Genomic DNA, 19,686 nt, shown 5'->3' with positions numbered 1-19,686 from the left:
GAATCGATTCCTAAATCCAAGATTTTGACTTATTTTTACTTGGAGATATGACGAAAATTCCACCAAACTGCATGAAACAACTCGGGGTGCCTTTAGCGTCGAAATTTGAGGTTGGTGTGCGGCGCAACATGACGGACCAGCGGGCAAATTTCGCGATCTTCGATTAGTTGGATTAATTTCTCGTAATGGTTGTTTTTGCAATGCAAAATCACCTTGACACTTATTGTGCAGTGCATTACGACGAGTTCCCGTAGGTAACGCGATGCGCGCGCCGGCAGCCTTATTGGGCCGAAGATGCAGGCTCTAGGACCCGGTCCGCCGGATAAGGGCAGTGAAATGATGAACAACTTTGAAGATCTCCAGAAGCTGAGCAAAGACAACATGGACATGGCCATGGAATCGTTCGGCTCCATGAGCAAGGGCTTCCAGGCGATTGCCGCTGAAGTCGCTGACTATCAGAAGAAGTCCTTCGAAGAAGGCACGGCAGCTGTAGAGAAGCTGGTCGCTTCCAAGTCTCTCGACAAAGCTTTCGAAGCACAGGCTGACTACGTCAAAAACACTTACGAAGGTTTCGTTGGCGAAATGACCAAGCTCGGTGAAATGGTCACCGACATGTCCAAAGACGCCTACAAGCCTTACGAAGGCGTTCTTGGCAAAATGGCTAAGTAACCCGAAACAATCCCGCAGTTTGCCTGCGATTGTTCAAAACCCGGCTCCATTGAGCCGGGTTTTTTCGTATATACACAGAAATGCTCGGAAATTGGCCGTGTGGAAGGGATCACTTCGTTCGCACACGGAATTGCGTTCCGTCCGCATCTTTTAATCATAATTCAGGCACCTACATTCCCGTGTAACGGTCACGCTTGTGTCACAAGCAGGACGTTCACCTGAAACTTGATGAAATCGACCATTGCGCGAGCGCGGCTTGCGCGGCAGGATTACCAGTGAAGATGAGAAACCCGCAGGGGTCGATCCTGCGGTTCCAATAAGCGGAATGGCCGGCATGTGCTGGCCGCTCCGGAAAATGAAGACCGGCGTGAGCCGGAGTGTTAGAGGCGATAGTTACGGCAATGTCGGCGGGCTCAGATTATGACAATGACGGTGGTGACGCCGGAACGGTTGTCGCTACCCGGACAAAAACGGTCACCAAACGGCCGAATCTTTACCGCGTGCTGCTGTTGAACGATGACTACACGCCGATGGAGTTTGTCATTCACGTCGTCGAAAACTTCTTCCAGAAGAATCGGGAAGAGGCGACGCGCATCATGCTCCATGTTCATCATCACGGTGTCGGGGAATGCGGAGTGTATTCCTACGAAGTCGCGGAAACAAAAGTCACTCAAGTTATGGACTTTGCGCGCAAGCACCAGCATCCTCTGCAATGCGTCATGGAAAAAAAGTGAGGACCAACGCACGTGCCTTCCTTCTCACGCAGTCTAGAAAAAGCCCTTCACCAGGCACTGGCATTCGCAAATGAGCGCCAGCAGGAATACGCCACGCTAGAACATCTCTTGCTGGCGCTGCTGGACGATCAGGATGCCGCCGCCGTCATGAGGGCCTGCAACGTGGACCTGGATACGATCCGGCGCAATCTGCTCGAGTATATCGAGACTGAGCTGGACAACCTTGTCACGGACAGTGATGACGATTCAAAACCAACGGCAGGATTCCAGCGGGTCATCCAGCGCGCGGTAATCCATGTTCAATCCTCCGGGCGGGAAGAGGTGACCGGGGCCAACGTGCTCGTGGCGATCTTTGCCGAGCGCGAAAGCCATGCCGCCTATTTCCTGCAAGATCAGGACATGACGCGCTACGACGCGGTCAACTACATTTCCCACGGCATTGCGAAGCGGCCCGGCATGTCCGAGGCGCGGCCGGTCGAGGGAGCAGACGAAGAGGACATTCTTCCAGGCTCGGAAGGAGACAAGAAGTCCAACCAGAAAACAGACGCGCTTGAAGCTTATTGTGTCAACCTCAACGAAAAGGCTGAGGGGGGCAAGATCGACCCGCTTATCGGGCGCGACAGCGAGATCCAGCGCACAATCCAGATCCTGTGCCGCCGGTCCAAGAACAACCCGCTCTTCGTTGGCGATCCGGGTGTCGGCAAAACCGCAATTGCGGAAGGTCTTGCCCATCGCATCGTCAACGGCGATGTGCCGGATGTCCTGAAAGACGCAACAATCTTCTCCCTCGACATGGGATCGCTTCTTGCCGGTACGCGCTACCGGGGCGATTTCGAAGAACGGCTGAAGCAAGTGGTCAAGGAAATCGAGGACTATCCCGGAGCGGTGATGTTCATCGATGAGATCCACACCGTGATTGGCGCCGGAGCGACTTCCGGCGGGGCGATGGATGCGTCAAACCTTCTCAAGCCGGCTCTTGCGTCGGGTGCAATCCGGTGCATCGGGTCGACAACTTACAAGGAATACCGGCAGTTCTTCGAAAAGGACCGGGCGCTCGTCCGCCGTTTCCAGAAGATCGACGTCAACGAGCCGACGATCCCGGATGCGATCGATATCCTGAAGGGTCTGAAGCCCTATTTCGAAGACTTCCATAAGGTCCGCTATACCAATGACGCCATCAAGACGGCTGTGGAGCTGTCGGCGAAATACATTTCCGACCGGAAGCTTCCGGACAAGGCTATCGACGTTCTGGACGAAACCGGCGCATCGCAGATGCTGGTGCCGGAAGCGCGTCGCCGGAAAACGATCGGTGTGAAAGAAATCGAGAACACCATCGCGACCATGGCGCGGATTCCGCCGAAGTCTGTGTCCAAGGATGACGCTGAGGTTCTGGAAAATCTTGGTAAGGACCTGAAGCGGGTCGTCTACGGTCAGGACTCGGCCATCGAAACCCTGGCATCAGCGATCAAGCTTGCGAGAGCCGGTCTGCGCGAGCCGGACAAGCCGATCGGCAGCTATTTGTTCTCAGGACCGACGGGCGTCGGTAAAACCGAGGTTGCGCGCCAGCTGGCATCGTCGCTCGGTGTTGAGCTGATCCGGTTCGACATGTCTGAATATATGGAGCGGCACACTGTGTCCCGCCTGATCGGCGCGCCTCCAGGTTATGTCGGCTTTGACCAGGGCGGCTTGTTGACGGACGGCGTCGACCAGCACCCCCATTGCGTACTGTTGCTTGATGAAATTGAAAAGGCCCATCCGGATCTCTTCAATATTCTGCTGCAGGTGATGGACCACGGCAAGCTGACCGACCACAACGGCAAGCAGGTCGACTTCCGCAATGTCATCCTGATCATGACGACCAATGCGGGTGCGTCCGATATGGCCAAGATGCCGGTCGGCTTTAACCGCGTGAAGCGGGAAGGGGACGACACCGAGGCGATCAACAAGCTGTTCACGCCGGAGTTCCGCAACCGCCTCGATGCCATCATTCCGTTCGGCAACCTGCCGATGGAAGTGGTCTACAAGGTGGTCGAGAAGTTCGTCATGCAGCTTGAGGTTCAGCTGGCGGACCGGAACGTCACTTTTGAGCTGACCGATGATGCGGTGAAGTGGCTGGCGACCAAGGGTTACGACAGCCGAATGGGTGCCCGGCCGCTTGGCCGGATCATTCAGGAACATATCAAACGGCCGCTTGCGGACGAAGTTCTGTTCGGCAAGCTCAAAAAAGGTGGAATGGTCAAGGTGTCGGTCTCAGAGGACGGCAATGGCCTGTTGCTCGAAAGTGTCGAGGAGCGGGCAACGCCACCCAAACCCAAGGCGAAGACCGAAGCCAAACCCAAGCCGAAGCGCCGCCGCAAGCCCGCTGCCAAGGCAGCGGCAAAGCCGACAAAGTCGTCCGGTGGCAACAAGGGTGGATCTTCCAAGAAGAGTCTTGTTCCGAAGGTGCCGCTGGCGGATTGATCCGACCCACCCGGCAAACAAAAGAACCCCGGACCACGGTCCGGGGTTTTTTGTTGCCGTGTATTGCCCCAAGCATTCAAGCCATTCATCAAATCCATTCGACAAATTTGTTTGTTACGCGGTTCGCGTGTTCCTAATTTCAGAGCAACACAGAAGGAGCCAAAAAATGTCGGAACAGAAAGTCGCAATGATCACCGCAGGCGGATCCGGAATGGGCGCGGATGCTGCCCGTCGTCTTGCCGCCGATGGCATGAAGGTCGCGATCCTGTCTTCCTCCGGCAAAGGAGAGGTGTTGGCAGAAGAGCTCGGCGGTTTCGGGTTCACCGGGTCGAACCTGGAACCATCTGACTTGAAGTCATTTGTTGATAAAACCATGCAGGCCTATGGTAGAATTGATGTTCTGGTGAACTCTGCGGGCCACGGACCCAAGGGTGACATTCTGGAAATATCGGACGAAGACTGGCATCGCGGCATGGACTTTTATCTGATGAACGTCATCCGTCCGAGCCGCCTCGTCGCGCCGGTGATGGCCGATCAGGGTGGTGGCACGATCATCAATTTATCCACCTTCGCCACGTTCGAGCCGGACCCCATGTTTCCAACCTCTGGGGTTTTCCGCGCCGGACTGGCCAGTTTCACGAAGCTTTTTTCAGACAAATTTGCGGCAGCCAACGTGCGCATGAACAACGTCTTGCCGGGGTTCATTGACAGCCTTCCGGAAAAGGAAGACCGGCGCGAACGCATCCCCATGGGACGCTATGGTCGCTCCGATGAAGTCTCCGGTCTGATCTCCTATCTGGCAAGCGGCGCAGCCGCCTATGTTACAGGACAGAACATCCGGATAGATGGCGGGCTGACGCGATCGGTTTGACACTTGAGCGTACTGGACAGAAACTCCGGAAAAATGTAAGGCTGCCTTATTATCTGACGTCTTGAGTCCAGTTCAAATGACCGTTCCCAAAGGGACCGCGCAAACGAATGCGCCTGAAGATCCGCCAAAGAGTGACCGCGAGTGGTTCCTACTGGGAGCGCGCGCGGCCATCTCAATCCCGGCGTTGATCCTGACGGCCGCCTTTGTCGGTTTCGCCGGACTGGCGCGGGAAACGGGCCTGACGCTTGCGGAAACGCTATTGATGACCGGCTTCATCTGGGCGTTGCCGTCTATTGTTGTTCTGACCGGTGCATTGTCGTCCGGCATGGGACTGATCCCGGCCGCCATTGCCGTTGCGCTCGCTTCCGTTCGCCTGATGCCGATGACAATGGCGCTGATGCCCATGGTCAAGATTCCCGGGAGAACAAAGAACTGGCATCTGCTGGTCGCCTCCCATTTTGTGGCCGTGACCGCGTGGGTGTTTGCCATGCGCAATCTGCCCGATCTGCCGCGAGAAGCCCGTCTTCCCTTCTTCACAGGCTTTGGTGCCTCGGTGACGACGTTCGTGTTCTGCATGACGGGGATTGCCTACCTGATCGTAGAGCGAATGCCGGATGTGGTTGCAGGGGCTTTGGTACTTCTGACCCCGGTCTACTTTCTGTGCTCACTTTGGGGGGCTGCGCGCCTTAACGTCGACAAGGCTGCCATGGTGGTCGGACTGGCGCTTGGGCCTGTCTTCTTTTTGTATCTGCCCGGACTTGATCTGTTGTGGACTGGCCTGATTGGCGGCACCGTTGCTTACCTGGGTATGCGCGTGCTGCGCGGAGGCCTGTCATGACGGATGGCCTTCTGTACGAAACCTGGTGGTGGCCCTATGTCATGATCCTCGTCGCCGGTTGGCTTGCCACCGATGTGTGGCGCTGGATCGGGGTATTTGCTAGCGGCAGGTTGCGGGAAGACAGTGAGTTGCTGATATGGGTGCGCTGCGTTGCAACTGCGCTCGTTGCCGGACTCATATCCAAGCTGATCCTGTTTCCTCAAGGGATCCTCGGCGACACACCGATGTGGCTGCGGATCGCTGCAACATGTGCCGGTTTTGCCGCATTCTTCCTGTCTCGCCAGAAAGTCATTGTTGGCGTGCTGGCTGCCGAAGCTTTTCTGATCGGCGGCTGGATGTTGCTTGACGTGCTCTGAAGGTCTGCTCGGCGTTCCGCGTGCGAACCGGTCTCAGCGCAAAGCTTCTAGCCAGATGTTCTGCCAAGTCCTGTGACCTACCAGGCCCATTTAACGCTTGAACAATACTCTTTTGCGAGGATCCCGGGAAGTTTTGCAGTTTTTGTCACCTTCACGGGAAGGCGAATATCCATAATGTTCCCGCCGCGATCTGTCAGCTCCGACGACGAACTCCTTGCCGGTTCACAAACCACACGGACTTCGGCCTATGACGGTACGTTTGAGAAAAGCCTCGTCTACGTCCTGATTGCAGCAATTGCGGTGACGCTCGGGCTGCAGTTCCTGTTTGTTTTCAGGACCGACATGAACTGGGACGAGTTTTATTATCTTTCTCAGGTTTACGAGTACAAGGCAGGCAACCTGAGCAGATCCTTTCAAACCTTCCACGTGCACCTGTTTGGTTGGCTTACATCATTGGATGCGCTGGAGCCGACGCAGATATTGCTGGGGCGGCTGGTCACCTATCTGCTGCATTGCTTCAATCTGTATTTCATTTTTGCCATAAGCAGGAAGTACACGCACACCATACCCGCGCTTGCTGCTGTTGCCTGCTACTGTGCCTTCAGCTTTGTAATGGATCATTCCGCGAGCTTTCGCTCCGATCCATTCGCAACCTTCACGCTGATGGCCGCGCTTTACATCGCGATTTGCTTTCAATGGCGCATGGCGTGGTTTCTTTTGGCCGGCGTCCTGATTGGCGTTGCGGGGCTGATCACAATCAAGTCGATTTTTCTGGCGCTGATGATCGGGGCGGTCATGCTTGTCGAAAGCATCCGATCCGATCAGCGGGGCAGGTCGCTTATCGCAATTGCGGTCGCGGTCGCAGGTGCCCTGGCAACGTTCGGAGCCCTCTATTTGTGGCACAAGTCGCTTCTTGCGCCTGGCACGAGCGTGAATGGTGGGGCGATGTTAAAGCAGAGTTTCCAGAAAACGATTCTGGACTCGGAGTTTTTTCCAAGATCGTTCTCGTTTTTGCGAGCCGTTCTGGAGAACATTGTGATTGTGATGGCGGTCGCTTTCGGCCTGGCTCTGGCTCTTCGAAACACCTTTGCCGGGCCTGCTGGCGAGCGAAAAAAATGGCTGGCGTTGGTCCTGTTCGCCAGTCCTCTTCTGACCTTGCTCTTCTATAGGAACGCCTTTCCTTACTACTACGCCTTTATGCTGGCGCCTGTCGCGGTATTGGCCTCCGTTTCGGTTAGTTTCGTCCTTTCAAGTGCTTTTGACAGAGATCGCTTCGGGCGTATTATCACGATCCTTCTTGTCTTTTTTTCCGTGCAAGTCGCACAAAACGTCTGGCGAAATTGGGACCGCACGCCAGCAACGCAGATTGCGACCATTGAAACCATTCACAAGATGTTCGACGAACCGGTTGGTTATTTAGACCGGAACTCGATGATCGCTTCTTTTCCGAAGCACGGGTTCTTCATGAGCAGTTGGGGATTTGAAAATTATCACGCCAAAGGTGTTCCGGTCATGGGTGACATTATCCGGAACGAACAACCCAAGTTCCTGATCGCGAACACGACCGCCTTGGACCTTGAGGGGAAACGCAGCGCATTTGACAGCTCGTCAAACTCAAGTTTGTTGCCGCAGGATATCGAGGCCCTGAAATCCAATTATGTCCATCACTGGGGCAACATCTACGTGGCGGGGAAACAGCTCCTGTTCCCCGGCGGCGAGCCGGTTATCAAATTGGATTTGCTGATTGAAGGCACGTATACGCTGGAAGCAAATGGTCCTGTCACGATCGACGGCGTCCTCTTGCGGCCCGGCAATCAAATTTTTCTTAACCGGGGCGAGCATATAGTCCGTAGCACCGATCAGACGAATGAAGCGGTTCTGCGCTGGGGCAAGCACCTTTACATGCCTGACTATCCGGCTCCGACAACACCAATCTTCTTCGGGTTTTGAACGGATTGACGCCAGGCGAATGCAAAGGCAGCTCTATGAAGCTCATCATACAGATCCCGTGTTTCAACGAAGAAGAAAACCTGGCAGCCACGATCCGGGACATCCCTCGGGAATTCGACGGCATTGATGACGTTGAGATAATGATCATCGACGATGGGTCCTCAGACCGTACTGTCGAACTGGCACGAGAGCTGGGTGTCGACCACATCGTGACCCACACCGGCAACAAGGGCTTGGCGCGTACCTTTAGGACTGGCATGGAAGCCTCGCTGAAGCGTGGGGCGGACATCATCGTCAACACTGACGGCGACAATCAGTATTTCGGTGGTGACATTGCAAAGCTGATCCGTCCGATTATCGATGGCGAAGCGGAAATTGTTGTCGGAGACCGCGGAGGTATGACCAATCCGCATTTTTCGATATTCAAGCGTCGGCTTCAGGTGTTGGGCAGTTTCCTGATCCGCAAGATAACCGGACTTGATATAACCGATGCCGTGAGCGGTTTTCGTGCCATTTCGAGGCATGCTGCAATCCAGATCAATATCGTGACCGATTTCAGCTACACGATCGAGATGCTGGTGCAGGCAAGCTCCAAGCGTTTGAAGGTTGTTTCGGCACCAATTCGTACAAACGCCAAGACGCGCGAATCCCGATTGTTCAAGAGCATTCCGCAATTTCTGAGAATGTCGGGAGCAACGCTCGTGCGCTCCTATACGATGTACAAGCCTTTGCGCGTCTTCTCGGTGATAGGCTTGCTCTTGCTGGTTGCCGGCGCCGTTCCGATCGGGCGCTTTCTCTATTTCTATCTGTCAGGGGACGGTGCGGGCCATATTCAGTCGATTGTCCTGGGCGCAAGTCTGGTGATCATGGGCGGCGCGACCATCCTTATCGGCATGGTTGCCGATCTGATCAACTTCAACAGAAAGCTCATTGAGATCCTGTTGGTCAAGGTTACCCATATTGAAGGTGAGCTCGACAAGATGTCCCACAAGGAGCAGAAGGTCGATCGGCAGAAGATCTTGAACGAGCTGAATGAAATCAATGCAAATGTCGGTCGAAAACTGCCAATGGCCTGAAGTGCCGGCAAATTAAGGTTTCGCGGGCATGGATGGACGGCCGTTCGGATGGAGCAGGGCGCTAACGATGAATTCGCTGCTTGAAAGCTCTTTGGCGTCAATTCGAGCCTATGCGCCCTCGCGAAAATGGCGCCTGCCTTTGCTGGCATTCGGTGCCATTTTGTTCGTGGGCGGAGGGATCTATTCCCTCAGCCGGCTGGATATCGGTTTTGCGGACATCGAGTTCGGTCCTTTTGCAGCGCTGCTTTTCCTCATGGGTCCTTTGAGCCTTGTCTACGGCGCCGTCAGCATGATGCTGACTGCGCGTGCAGCAGGTGTGCCGATGCCTTTTGGGAAGAGCTTTCGTGTGTCGTGTATTGCACAGACAGCCGAAATCCTCCCACTTCCGGGCGGTGCAATGGTCCGAGGCGCTGCGTTGGTCAATGAAGGCGCGACAGTTGCCCGTTCCACCGGAATTGTCCTTGCCAATGCCCTGTTGTGGATTTCCTGCGCCGCATTTGCAGCCGGGCTCAGCATTCCAAGCAATGGTCCGATCGGATGGTTGTTCGCCGCCGGCGGTTTCGTCATGGCAACGCTGTCGGTCAGCTGGCTGACCTATGTATCGGGCCCAAGAATTGCGTTCCTAAGCCTGGCGCTCAGGTTTGCAGGATTGGGACTGATGGCTGTCCGGATGTTTTTTGCCTTTGCAGTCCTGTCGCTGCCGGTCGCCTTTGTGGAAAGCTTTGTATTTTCATTCGCAATTATTGCCGGATCAGCATCTTCGATTGCGCCAGGTGGTCTCGGCATTAGTGAGAGCATCGCAGCCCTCATGGCCACGACGACACAGACCTTGCCCGCTGCGGCTTTTGTTGCGGTAGCGCTAAACCGGATTGTCGCTCTGTTTCTCAACGCGTCGGTGACTTATGCGCTGCTCTTTTCGTTTCAAGGCAGAGACGCTCAGAATGTCTAGCGTCAGGGCATTGTCGCGTCCGGTGGTCGAACCGGAACCAAAACTGGGCGCAGAATGAGAATACTGTTTCTGACATCAACTTTGCCGCGTTTTTCAGGTGACCAGCAGGCGCCTTTTGTTCTGGAACAAGCCAGTGCCTGGAAAAAGGCCCGACCATCGGACGATGTCTTTGTCCTTGCGCCGCACGATAAGCAGGCTGCCAAGGAGGAGAAAACTGATGACATCAACATCTTTCGTTTTAAGTACATGTGGCCTGAGGGCTATCAGACACTTGCTTATCCGGCCATTTTGCCAAACCTGCGCGAGAAGCCTACGAGGGCTCTGCAAATCCCTTCTTTTGTTGCTGCGCAGTACTTTGCCGCAAAACGCCTGATCAAAATGCACGACATTGATCTGGTCTACGCGCACTGGATCATGCCGCAGGGTCTGGTGGCGTACCGATTGCACCAGTCCATGAATGTGCCTTACATCCTTCAGAACCATTCATCGGACCTTGCCGTCTTTGAGAAATTCGGCGGGATGGGCCATCGCCTGGCCCGTACCGTGTTGCGCAAGGCAACGGCATTCTTTTGCGTCAACAGCAATCAGCAGGCGTACGCCCAGTCAATTTTGCCTGACATCGACAGCCATGTCTTGCCGATGGGGCTGGCATTGGACCCGGACGAGGCCAAGTCGTCTTACTCCGTCGAAGAGTGCGCCTATGCCTTCGGGACGATTTCGCGCTTGTCGCGTAAGAAGGGGCTGCATCACCTGATTGCCGCGGCTGAGAGGCTGGCCGAGGAAGGCAAGACCTTCCCGATTGCGATTGCCGGTGACGGTGAAGAGGCCGAAACACTCGCCCGGATCCCGGATCGGGCGAACATTCAATTTCCAGGGTTTTTGTCCGGACGTCAGAAGCAGGAGTTTTTCGCCAAATGCTTCGCCATGGCCTTTCCCTCAGTCTCTGACAAAGGGGACAGCGAGGGGCTTCCCGTCGCATTGCTTGAGGCATTGGCAAGCGGCAAGCCGGTGATTGCCTCACCAGACACGAATATCACTTTGCTGCCCGAATGGACTGCAATCCGCGAATGTGTGACGTTCCTGGAAGAGCCGGCAGATGTGAACGCGTTTGCCGACGCCCTGAAATCGACCCTGGCGCTTACGCCCGAAGACGTAGCAACCCGCGCCAAGCTTTTGCGGGAGACGATCGGACGTTACCGATGGGACAGGTTGATTGAAGAATACCTCGAAATCATCGAAAGCCGGCTCACTCGGGGACCAGCAGTGAACGCATCTCGGTGACCATCTCCTGATACTGCTCCTTCGAGGAAGGCGCCGCGGACCGTATGCGCTCCCAGAACTCTGCCGGATCGGCCTGCAATGCTTTGACCTGCTGCAAGACCCTATCAACGTCGAAAGATCTTGCATCGTGGACGTATTCTGCAATCCCAAGATCTTCGTAGGCTCCCCAACCCTTGCGCTCATAGGACAGATGAATGGCCGGGCGACCAGCAAGCAGGGCTGCAATCGCTCCATGCAATCGAACGGACACAACAACCCCCGGCACACCTGCCTCAAGCAGCGTGCCAAACGGCTCTGCATCTTTGTAGCCGCGCCGTTCGTAGAACGCCTTGTCGCTGCGGGGGCCACGCGTGTCGGCTTGCACTGCCCATCTTGGCGCTTCGAGTCTTTCGGCAAGCTGGTCAAGATTTTCGAGATACATGTCGGGGTTTGGCAGATCCCGCCCAACGAGAATGGTTTGATCCTGCGGATCGACGGGAGAAATTTCTTCAATTTGTCTGGCCAGCTTCAACACCGCCAAGTCGCCGATACGTCTGGTGTTCGGCAGGTTTAGCTCCGCCATGGTTTTGTCGTCGCGCACGAACACGCGGTCCATGCCTGCGAGATGGTTGCGTGCCATTCTTCCGGCAATGCCGTCCAGCGGGCCGATGCTTTGCGGAAGATAAACCGTTGGAACATCCGAACGAGACGCCGAAGATAGTTGTGTCATGTGATTAAGCAAAACGCCGGCTTGCCGGACCAGGCTGTCGGCAACCAGATACCCACCACCCACGGCAATCAGGCCTTTGGATCTGCGCACCAGGGCAGGGACGGAACCGACCGTTCCTCCGCTCACCAAATCGACGCCCAAATTCAGTCCGGCCTGGAAGAGCTTCCAAGATACTCTGGCTGAGGGTTCTCCCGGTGCCCGGAAGACGGTTCCAAAGTCCGGAAAACTCTCCGGGTCGAGCGCCAACAAGGCACATTCCGACCGCGCGACGCCCGCAGCTTCCAGTGCCTCCAGTGTCAGATCCACAAGCAACCCGTCTCCCGCGTTCCGGCGACTGAAAGCGTGAAGGATCAGGTACATCTAGGTTGGTTCCCGGTTCATAACGATCATCTAGACTGGATGTTCGTAAAACAAAAGAGTCTCATGGCAGAACACGCTCAAATTCCCAATTAGATGACTCGCTCCATGTCGTAAACCGGCGCTGAAACTCGCGTCTTCCAGCTATCGTCTGGTATCGCCAAAATCGATGATCAACGAGAGATCGCGTCAGACACCGATCACCACTGCGAGTACCCGCAAATTCCGTCATCAGCGACAAACAACGCAAGGTCTGCCATGCAGCGTTTGCGCAGAAGAGTGGTGCGCGAAGCGTGCTTCCGTCTCGACCGGTGAATTCGATAATGTTAGCGTTTGTTTTGCGGCGCGCTCTGGAATTGTTGACTGGCGTTTTGAAAGGCCCGATTCAGCAAGCTCAACCGCATTATTCCGGATCTCCCAAACACCCGATGCATCCTTTGCACACTTTTGGACCCAATTGGATTGGACACGACCATGGCAGAGCAGGTGGAACTCTTTTACGCCCCTCAGTCCCGCGCAACAGGTGTGCGCGTTCTTCTTGAGGAACTTGGCGCGCCCTATACCCTGAACGTCCTCAACGTGAAACTCGGAGAAAACCGGCAACCGAGTTTTCTGGCGATAAATCCGGCTGGCAAGGTGCCGACTGTTCGATGTGGCAATGCCGTCATTACCGAGCAGGTCGCAATCTACATTTTTCTCGCTGATCTCTTTCCGGAAAAGGGATTGACGCCGGCTCTCGATGACCCGCGCCGTGGACCCTATCTGCGCTGGTTTGTGTATATGGCATCGTGTTTCGAACCGGCGCTGGTCGACAGGGCTCTGAAACGAGAAGAGGCGCCCCAGATAATGTCGCCCTACGGGAGCTACGACACCGTCATGGAAAACATGCGCACACAGCTAGCGTCGGGCCCCTTTGTTCTGGGCGAGCAGATGACGGCTTTGGACATCTTGTGGGCGATGGGCTTGCGCTGGGGCATGGTCTTTGGGCTCGTTCCCGAGTTTGAAGAGTTCAAAGCCTACACCCAGCGTTTTTTCGAGCGCCCGGCGGCTGTCAAAGTCCTTCAGGAAGACCAGAATCTTGCCAAAGAGCAGGAAGACGCTGCCAATCAGGCCGGTGTGAATTAGCCCAATACCGCCCGTATTTTTTCCGCGTGGCCGGCAAGCACTTCGTTGTCTGCCATTTGGCCGGTATGCGGCTTCAGAGAAACGCCGTCAAAGCGCGGAATGACGTGAACATGGGTGTGAAACACCACCTGTCCACCGGCGGGCTCTGAAAACTGCTGAATGGTTGTTCCGTCCGCGCCGAAGGCCTTGATCACCGTCCGGGCCATTTTCTGAACCGTTGCCATTACCGCATTCAGATCGTCCGTTTCGATATCAAGGATGTTCCGGGACGGTGCCTTGGGAATCACCAGGATGTGTCCGTCGCCGCGTGGCATGATGTCCATGATCACAAGGGTCTTGTCGTCCTCGTAAATCTTGTGGCTCGGCAGTTCACCGCGCAGGATTTTTGCAAAAACGTTCTGATCGTCATAGGCGGGCGCGGTCATGCGAAGCTCTTCCTGTTATCGGGCAATCCATGGCGTGCAACAGCACGGTTGCCGGAGACTATTCGCACATCGCCACGTGGAGCAAGAGGGAAGTGGCCCGGTTAGACCGGGCCACTCGGTCGTTCAGATTTATGCCGCGTTTTGAAACCCGGCCGCATCAGACACCATCTTCGTAACCCCCGCGAAGTCGATTTTGCCAGAGCCGAGGACCGGAACACTTTCCACGACCCGCACTTCTGCCGGGATCATGAGATCCTGGGCGCCGCGTGCCTTGGCAGCTTCGATGAAGTCCGATCTGGTGGCTTCGGCACATTCCGTGATCAGGATCAGTTTCTCGCCTTTCTTGGGATCCTTGACGGCCGTGACCGCCGAAAGATGTTCCGGCCAGATCTCACCGGCAATTGCCTCGACCGCAGCCAGCGACACCATCTCGCCGCCGATCTTGGCAAAACGCTTAGCCCGTCCCTTGATCGTGATGAAGCCATCTTCATCGATCTCGACGATATCACCCGTGTCGTGCCAGCCGTCGACAAGAGGCTCGACCACACCTGGATTGTCCGATTTCAGGTACCCGACCATGATGTTGGGGCCTGAGACATAAAGGCGACCACCGTTTTCCACGCCGGGGACAGGTTCCAGCTCCGCAGACATGCCTGGCATAAGCTGGCCAACCGTACCCGGTTTGTTGAACATCGGGGTGTTGATGGCAATGACCGGCGCGGCTTCCGTGACACCGTAACCCTCCAGAACGCGCAGACCGAATTTTTCCATGTAAGTCTCGCGGGTAGACGGTTTGACCGGTTCCGCGCCTGCAAAGCAATAACGCAGCGAGCGGAAATCATATGCATGGGCTACGCGCGCATAACCATTCAGGAACGTATCCGTGCCGAACAGGATCGTTGCATTGGACCCGTAGATCAGCTCCGGAATGATCCGGTAGTGGAGCGGTGAGGGATACAGGAAGGTCGGGACACCCGAAATCAGCGGCAGGATCGTTCCCGCCGTCAGGCCGAAGGAATGGAACATCGGCAGGACGTTGAACACCTTGTCGGACGGTGAGAAGTCGATCCTTGCGGCCGCTTGGGTCGCATTTGCCAGGATGTTCTTGTGCGTCAGCACAACGCCTTTCGGTGTGCCTTCAGACCCGGAGGTGAACAGGACGACCGCTGTGTCGTTGCCGGTGCGCCGGACAAGAGGCCGCTTGCGCCTTGCCATCCCTTTGATCTTATCGAGCAAGGTGATTTCCTTGCGCAATTCGTCCAACCAGACGAATTTGACGTGTGGTTCCATTCCCTCGACAAGCGCTTCCAGCTTGGCCTGGCGAATGAACGCGCGCGAAGACAAAACCGTATCCACTTTCGCGGTCCGGCAAGCCGAGAGGACATTTTCCAAGCCGGCTGTGAAGTTCAGCATCGCTGGAACCTTGCCTGCCGACATTGCTGCCAGAAAGGTGACCGCCGAGCCGGTTGCGTTCGGCAACATGATGCCGATCGTTTTGCTATCTGTGGCGAGGGTCATGATCTTGTGACCGAGGACGGAGACGCCTGTGAGCAGCTTGCCGTAGTTCAGTTTGCCGGACACCGGATCTTCCAGTGCCAGTTCTGAATATCCACGCTCTTTCGCGGTCTCTATCACCTGCTCAAGAATGGTCTTGTCGGCCAGGCTCGATTCAAACATCAGGTCGGACATGATCTGGTATAGCTCGCTTCCCGCAGCAGCGCGACGCTTTTGGCCTTTCAGGTTTTCCGGCAATTCCAGGCGTTTCGGTTCCATGATCGTAACTCTCACTTTCGGAAACAGACGTTTGCGGATCTGGTTCGGGTTCAAAAAGGAAAACGGCGTTTTTTCAAGGCCCTCGATGCGGATCGGCACGATTTTGGCCTTGGTTTTGTCGGCAACCATTGCAGCGCCATCATAAACCTTCATCAGCGATCCTGTGACTGTGAGGCGGCCTTCCGGGAAGATCACCATCGGTTCTCCCGACTTCACGACATTGATCAGCGATCGTGTTGCCATTGGTTTGGCCGGGTTGATGGGCAGGGCATTGGCCAACGTCAAAAAGGGACGCACCCACCAGCGCTTTGCAATGTTGAAATCAATTGCAAATGTCGGATCGCGGTCCAGCAGGGTGAGGGCGAGGCTCGCGTCCAGGTAGGACACGTGGTTCAACGCCAGGATCGGGGCTTCACCTGCCTTTTCAAGGTTCTCCAACCCCTTGATTTCCACCCGGAAGATCGCGCGATAGAGGATCGAAACCACATCCCGCATCGGATTGGTTGGCAGGTACTTCAACATGAAGCCGGCGGCCCCGAGATTGAGGGCGGCAAGTGTGGCCATGACCGCCGGCACAGAAGCGCCGGCTTTTTGCGCAGCCGCTAGAACGAGACCACCGAGTGTCATCAAGGCAGCACCGAGCGCATTGGTGCCCGCGATGCGCCGTGCGCGCTCTTTCGGGGCGGACCAGAGCTGAAGCGCAGTAAAGGTCGGGACCACCAGGAGCGCACCTGAAATCGCCAGTCCGGCCATATCGATCGTCAACCGCATGACGCCGTCACCCTGCAAGAAGCTGGCGAGGTCCGGCGCCGGTGTTACCGGTGGCAGGTTGGCAAGTGTTAAAGCAGCATCGAGAGAGAAAAACGCCAAAAGAAGTGTTCCAACAGGCGCGGGGAGGAGGATAACGCGTCCTGCAGACAACCAGGCGGCCAGCGCTGACCCGATGCCGATTGAAACCGCAAAGACAGTCAGGAAATAGGTCACAGCTGTTTCATCGCCGCCAAGGGTGTCCTTGACTATGAGCGGCAAGAGCGCAAGCACCATGGCGCCGATCAGCCAAAACCACGCATTCATCAGGGCGACGCGGAACAAACGCTTGTCTTTCTTCAGATCGGACAAGATGCGCCAGGTGGAGGTCAGGACGTTCCAATCGACCTTCAAGTCCGGCGACGCCGGCTTTGATTTCGGGATTTGCCGGCTCATTGCGTAGCAGGCAAGGGCAAGACCGATCATGACCGGCGCAAAGACGGTGACCGGTGCTGCGGAAGAAAAAACCAGCCCGGCTGAAATCGTACCGCCCAATATGGCAAGGAAAGTACCCGCCTCGACCCATGCATTTGCGCGCGGCAAGTGGGAAGGAGACAGATGTTCCGGCAGCAGTCCGTATTTCACGGGGCTGAAGGTTGCCGACATGGCGCCGAACAAGAAGAGCGCAGCAAAGAGAATGTGCAGGGAAGAGAGCACCATTCCGACCGCCGCCAGGAGTGCTCCTGCAACCTCAATACCCTTGGTCATCCGGGCCATTCTTGACTTGTCGAACTTATCTGCAAGCTCACCACCAAGGGCTGACAGAAACAGATAGGGTGCTACGAACACGGCGCCTGCCAGCGCAATCAATCCGCCTGCCTCGCCAATGTCGGCACCAGAATTGGTGATCTGGAACAACACCAGAAAGACGAGGGTGTTTTTCAGGAAATTGTCGTTGAATGCCGACAGAAACTGGGTCCAGAACAGCGGCGCGAACCGCTTTGATGTCATCAGCGTTTTGCTCAATTCCATCTCCCTTCGAGTGGCCTCAGACCCCGGATGCTGCATGGTGTGCAGTTCAAGGGCGAAGGCGGGCACAAAACCTTTGAACAACGGCACTTTTCAAAAAGTGAACAATGTTCATTTATTGACAAAGCCACACGAAATAAGGTATGTCAAGAAAAAAATGAACTAAGTTCACTTTTAAGTGTGAGAGCTGGTGATGGCTGGAATTCAAAAGGCAAAAAGCGAAGAAACCCAACGCCGGGTTCTGGAGGCTGCCGTCAGGGCGGTCGAACAGGGCGGCATGGAAGCGGTTCAGATCCGCAAGATTGCAAGCGAGGCCGGCTATTCAGTCGGTTCGGTCTACAAACACTACGAAGATCAGGATGCGCTTTTAGTTGCTGTAAACACCGTAACGCTTGAGCGTATCAGGTCCGCCGTCTCTGATGCCGTCGTCGGTAAAAGCGATCCTCTGGATCTGTTGAAGACCCTGGCACGCACATACCGTGATTTTGCCCAAGACAACACGAATCTCTGGACGACGTTGTTCTCCCACCATCTGCCGGAAGGAACGCCTGCACCTGAAAGCCACATTCAGGGCAATATTGCGTTGCTCGCCTTCATCGCAGCGCCGCTTCGCCAACTTGCGCCAGAGCTGTCAGACGAGGATCTGGCGGCCCGCACACGAACGTGCTTTGCCGCTGTTCATGGGCTTGTCGCCATAAGCCTTGAGGATCGCTTCATCGGGCTTTCAGACGAAGTGATGGATCGCGAGTTGATGTTTCTGGTGGAACGGCTGGCAGGATCCTGAATTGACCCCGCCAGCCTGACATCAGGTCCCGCAGAACGTCCGGTAAGGCCCGAACTCACTTGGCGCGGGTGTCGCGTAGTCTTCCAGCCCGGGCCGTTCCTCATAGGGTGATGCAAGAACATCCAGAAGTTTTTTGACGGGCTCATGATCTCCGGATTCAGCAGCCTCCAGGACTTCTTCCACCTTGTGGTTGCGCGGGATGTAGACGGGGTTCGTCCTGTCCATACGCGTGCTGACAACTTGCAGGTCCGCACCTTCCTGATTGAGCCTGTCTCGCCATCGCGCAGCCCAGTCATCGAATGCCGGCCCTTCGGCAAACAGCTCACGGGCCTCGTCCGGCGACCCGGTTGCAGCGTTCGAGAGTGTGCGAAACAGCATCGTGTAATCGACGCGCTGTTCCTGCATCAGCGCCAAAAGATCTTCGGCAAGCTGAAGATCGCCTTCGTCTTTGTGTTCCAGGCCGAGTTTTGCACGCATGCCATCCAGCCAGGCGGACTTGTAAAGATCCGGAAAACGGCCGAGTTCTGCGCTGACGACTTCAACTGCCTTGTCGAGATCGTCGGGGTTGATAAGTGCCAGCAGGGCCTCGGCAAGACGCGCCAGGTTCCACTGCGCGATGACGGGCTGTCGCCCGAACGCGTAACGTCCACCATGGTCGATAGAGCTGAAGACGGCTGCTGTGTCGTAGGTGTCGAGAAAGGCACACGGTCCGTAGTCGATTGTTTCGCCAGAGATCGTGGTGTTGTCGGTGTTCATGACCCCATGTACGAACCCGACAAGAACCCATTGCGCGATCAGGTTTGCCTGCCGTTCCATGACCCGGCCGAACAGTTTCAGATAGCGATCATCGGCGTCTTTCAGGTCTGGATCGTGTCGCGAGATCGCGTAGTCGGCGAGCTGACGCACCTTGTCTGTCTCCCCGCGCGCGGCAAAAAACTGGAACGTCCCGACGCGCAGGTGGCTGCTGGCAACGCGGGTCAGGACAGCACCGGGTTTCGGGCCTTCGCGGTAGATAACTTCGCCCGTTGTTACCGCTGCCAACGCCCGGGTCGTGGGAATGCTAAGAGCGTTCATGGCCTCGCCGATAATGTATTCCCGCAGGACCGGCCCGATGACCGCCTTGCCGTCGCCGCCGCGCGAAAAAGGTGTCGGGCCGGAGCCCTTGAGCTGAATGTCGCGCCGTTTGCCTGTCTGGTCGATGACCTCTCCAAGCAAGAGCGCGCGCCCGTCTCCGAGCTGCGGCGAAAATCCGCCGAACTGGTGTCCGGCATAGACCTGTGCAAGCGGGGACGCACCGTCGGGGCGCTTCACACCGGCAAAGATTGCGGCACCGTCCGGCGTTTCCAGAGCGACTGCGTCCAGGCCAAGTTCCCCGGCAAGCTTCCGGTTGAAAAGCACAAGTTCAGGTGAGGGAACCTTGGCGCCCTCCCAGTCTACGTAAAATCCGGGCAGTTCCCGGGCGTAGGAATTGTCGAATTGGAACAGCGGAGGATTTGCAGTCATGGGTCGGTTCCGGCAAGAGCTAGGCGAATGCGCTTGATGCTGGAACCATA

At 56.1% G+C, this 19,686-nt stretch carries 16 protein-coding genes; 12 read left to right on the top strand and 4 right to left on the bottom strand.

Annotation, left to right across the window (positions count from 1 at the left end; all coding sequences use genetic code 11):
• Nucleotides 1–336 precede the first annotated feature (336 nt).
• The 10 genes from RBB47_RS19370 to RBB47_RS19325 all read left to right on the top strand — a co-directional run bounded on the left by RBB47_RS19370 (nt 337) and on the right by RBB47_RS19325 (nt 11,184).
• Nucleotides 337–669: a phasin family protein gene (locus tag RBB47_RS19370; protein WP_305987518.1), complete on the top strand. Its 333-nt coding sequence runs from the start codon at nt 337–339 to the stop codon at nt 667–669.
• A gap of 401 nt (nt 670–1,070) precedes the next feature.
• Nucleotides 1,071–1,403: an ATP-dependent Clp protease adapter ClpS gene (gene clpS, locus RBB47_RS19365; RefSeq protein ID WP_305987517.1), complete on the top strand. Its 333-nt coding sequence runs from the start codon at nt 1,071–1,073 to the stop codon at nt 1,401–1,403.
• 12 nt (nt 1,404–1,415) lie between these two features.
• Nucleotides 1,416–3,863 (top strand): ATP-dependent Clp protease ATP-binding subunit ClpA, encoded by a 2,448-nt coding sequence (gene clpA, locus RBB47_RS19360; protein WP_305987516.1) that lies wholly within the window; start codon nt 1,416–1,418, stop codon nt 3,861–3,863.
• 166 nt (nt 3,864–4,029) lie between these two features.
• Nucleotides 4,030–4,734: an SDR family oxidoreductase gene (locus RBB47_RS19355; RefSeq protein WP_305987515.1), complete on the top strand. Its 705-nt coding sequence runs from the start codon at nt 4,030–4,032 to the stop codon at nt 4,732–4,734.
• A 76-nt stretch (nt 4,735–4,810) separates the two neighbouring features.
• Nucleotides 4,811–5,572, top strand: coding sequence for an AzlC family ABC transporter permease (locus RBB47_RS19350; RefSeq protein ID WP_305987514.1), 762 nt, complete (start codon nt 4,811–4,813; stop codon nt 5,570–5,572).
• Nucleotides 5,569–5,928 (top strand): AzlD domain-containing protein, encoded by a 360-nt coding sequence (locus tag RBB47_RS19345; RefSeq protein ID WP_305987513.1) that lies wholly within the window; start codon nt 5,569–5,571, stop codon nt 5,926–5,928. The genes RBB47_RS19350 and RBB47_RS19345 overlap by 4 nt, the downstream gene beginning before the upstream one ends.
• 174 nt (nt 5,929–6,102) lie before the next feature.
• Nucleotides 6,103–7,878, top strand: a complete 1,776-nt coding sequence (locus RBB47_RS19340) for a glycosyltransferase family 39 protein (protein ID WP_305987512.1) — start codon at nt 6,103–6,105, stop codon at nt 7,876–7,878.
• Nucleotides 7,879–7,913: 35 nt separating this feature from the next.
• Entirely contained in the window at nt 7,914–8,954 is a 1,041-nt protein-coding gene (locus RBB47_RS19335; RefSeq protein WP_305987511.1) for a glycosyltransferase family 2 protein, read from the top strand.
• A gap of 67 nt (nt 8,955–9,021) precedes the next feature.
• Nucleotides 9,022–9,903, top strand: coding sequence for a hypothetical protein (locus RBB47_RS19330; protein WP_305987510.1), 882 nt, complete (start codon nt 9,022–9,024; stop codon nt 9,901–9,903).
• Nucleotides 9,904–9,957: 54 nt separating this feature from the next.
• Entirely contained in the window at nt 9,958–11,184 is a 1,227-nt protein-coding gene (locus RBB47_RS19325) for a glycosyltransferase (RefSeq protein WP_305987509.1), read from the top strand.
• Here RBB47_RS19325 and RBB47_RS19320 read toward each other — a convergent pair.
• A complete protein-coding gene (locus RBB47_RS19320) occupies nt 11,150–12,253 on the bottom strand; it encodes a polysaccharide pyruvyl transferase family protein (protein WP_305987508.1) in 1,104 nt (367 codons plus the stop codon). The genes RBB47_RS19325 and RBB47_RS19320 overlap by 35 nt on opposite strands.
• A 471-nt stretch (nt 12,254–12,724) precedes the next feature.
• Here RBB47_RS19320 and RBB47_RS19315 point away from each other — a divergent pair, with 471 nt between their 5' ends.
• On the top strand, nt 12,725–13,375 hold the full coding sequence (locus tag RBB47_RS19315) for a glutathione S-transferase family protein (RefSeq protein WP_305987507.1): 651 nt from the start codon (nt 12,725–12,727) through the stop codon (nt 13,373–13,375).
• On the opposite strand, the gene RBB47_RS19310 is transcribed toward RBB47_RS19315, so the two are convergent.
• Both RBB47_RS19310 and RBB47_RS19305 read right to left on the bottom strand, forming a co-directional pair.
• The gene (locus tag RBB47_RS19310; protein ID WP_305987506.1) at nt 13,372–13,800 is read right to left on the bottom strand and encodes an HIT family protein; all 429 of its coding nucleotides are present in this window, start codon (nt 13,798–13,800) and stop codon (nt 13,372–13,374) included. The two genes, RBB47_RS19315 and RBB47_RS19310, sit on opposite strands and share 4 nt — an antisense overlap.
• A gap of 129 nt (nt 13,801–13,929) precedes the next feature.
• Nucleotides 13,930–17,331, bottom strand: a complete 3,402-nt coding sequence (locus RBB47_RS19305) for an acyl-[ACP]--phospholipid O-acyltransferase (RefSeq protein WP_305987524.1) — start codon at nt 17,329–17,331, stop codon at nt 13,930–13,932.
• A 211-nt stretch (nt 17,332–17,542) separates the two neighbouring features.
• Here RBB47_RS19305 and RBB47_RS19300 point away from each other — a divergent pair, with 211 nt between their 5' ends.
• The gene (locus RBB47_RS19300; RefSeq protein WP_305987505.1) at nt 17,543–18,133 is read left to right on the top strand and encodes a TetR/AcrR family transcriptional regulator; all 591 of its coding nucleotides are present in this window, start codon (nt 17,543–17,545) and stop codon (nt 18,131–18,133) included.
• 21 nt (nt 18,134–18,154) lie between these two features.
• On the opposite strand, the gene RBB47_RS19295 is transcribed toward RBB47_RS19300, so the two are convergent.
• Nucleotides 18,155–19,636, bottom strand: a complete 1,482-nt coding sequence (locus tag RBB47_RS19295; RefSeq protein ID WP_305987504.1) for a YdiU family protein — start codon at nt 19,634–19,636, stop codon at nt 18,155–18,157.
• Nucleotides 19,637–19,686 lie beyond the last annotated feature (50 nt).

The sequence above is a fragment of the Roseibium sp. MMSF_3544 genome (genome assembly GCF_030732845.1).
In the GTDB taxonomy this organism is placed as follows: domain Bacteria; phylum Pseudomonadota; class Alphaproteobacteria; order Rhizobiales; family Stappiaceae; genus Roseibium.
This window is presented reverse-complemented; position numbering and strand designations above follow the sequence as displayed.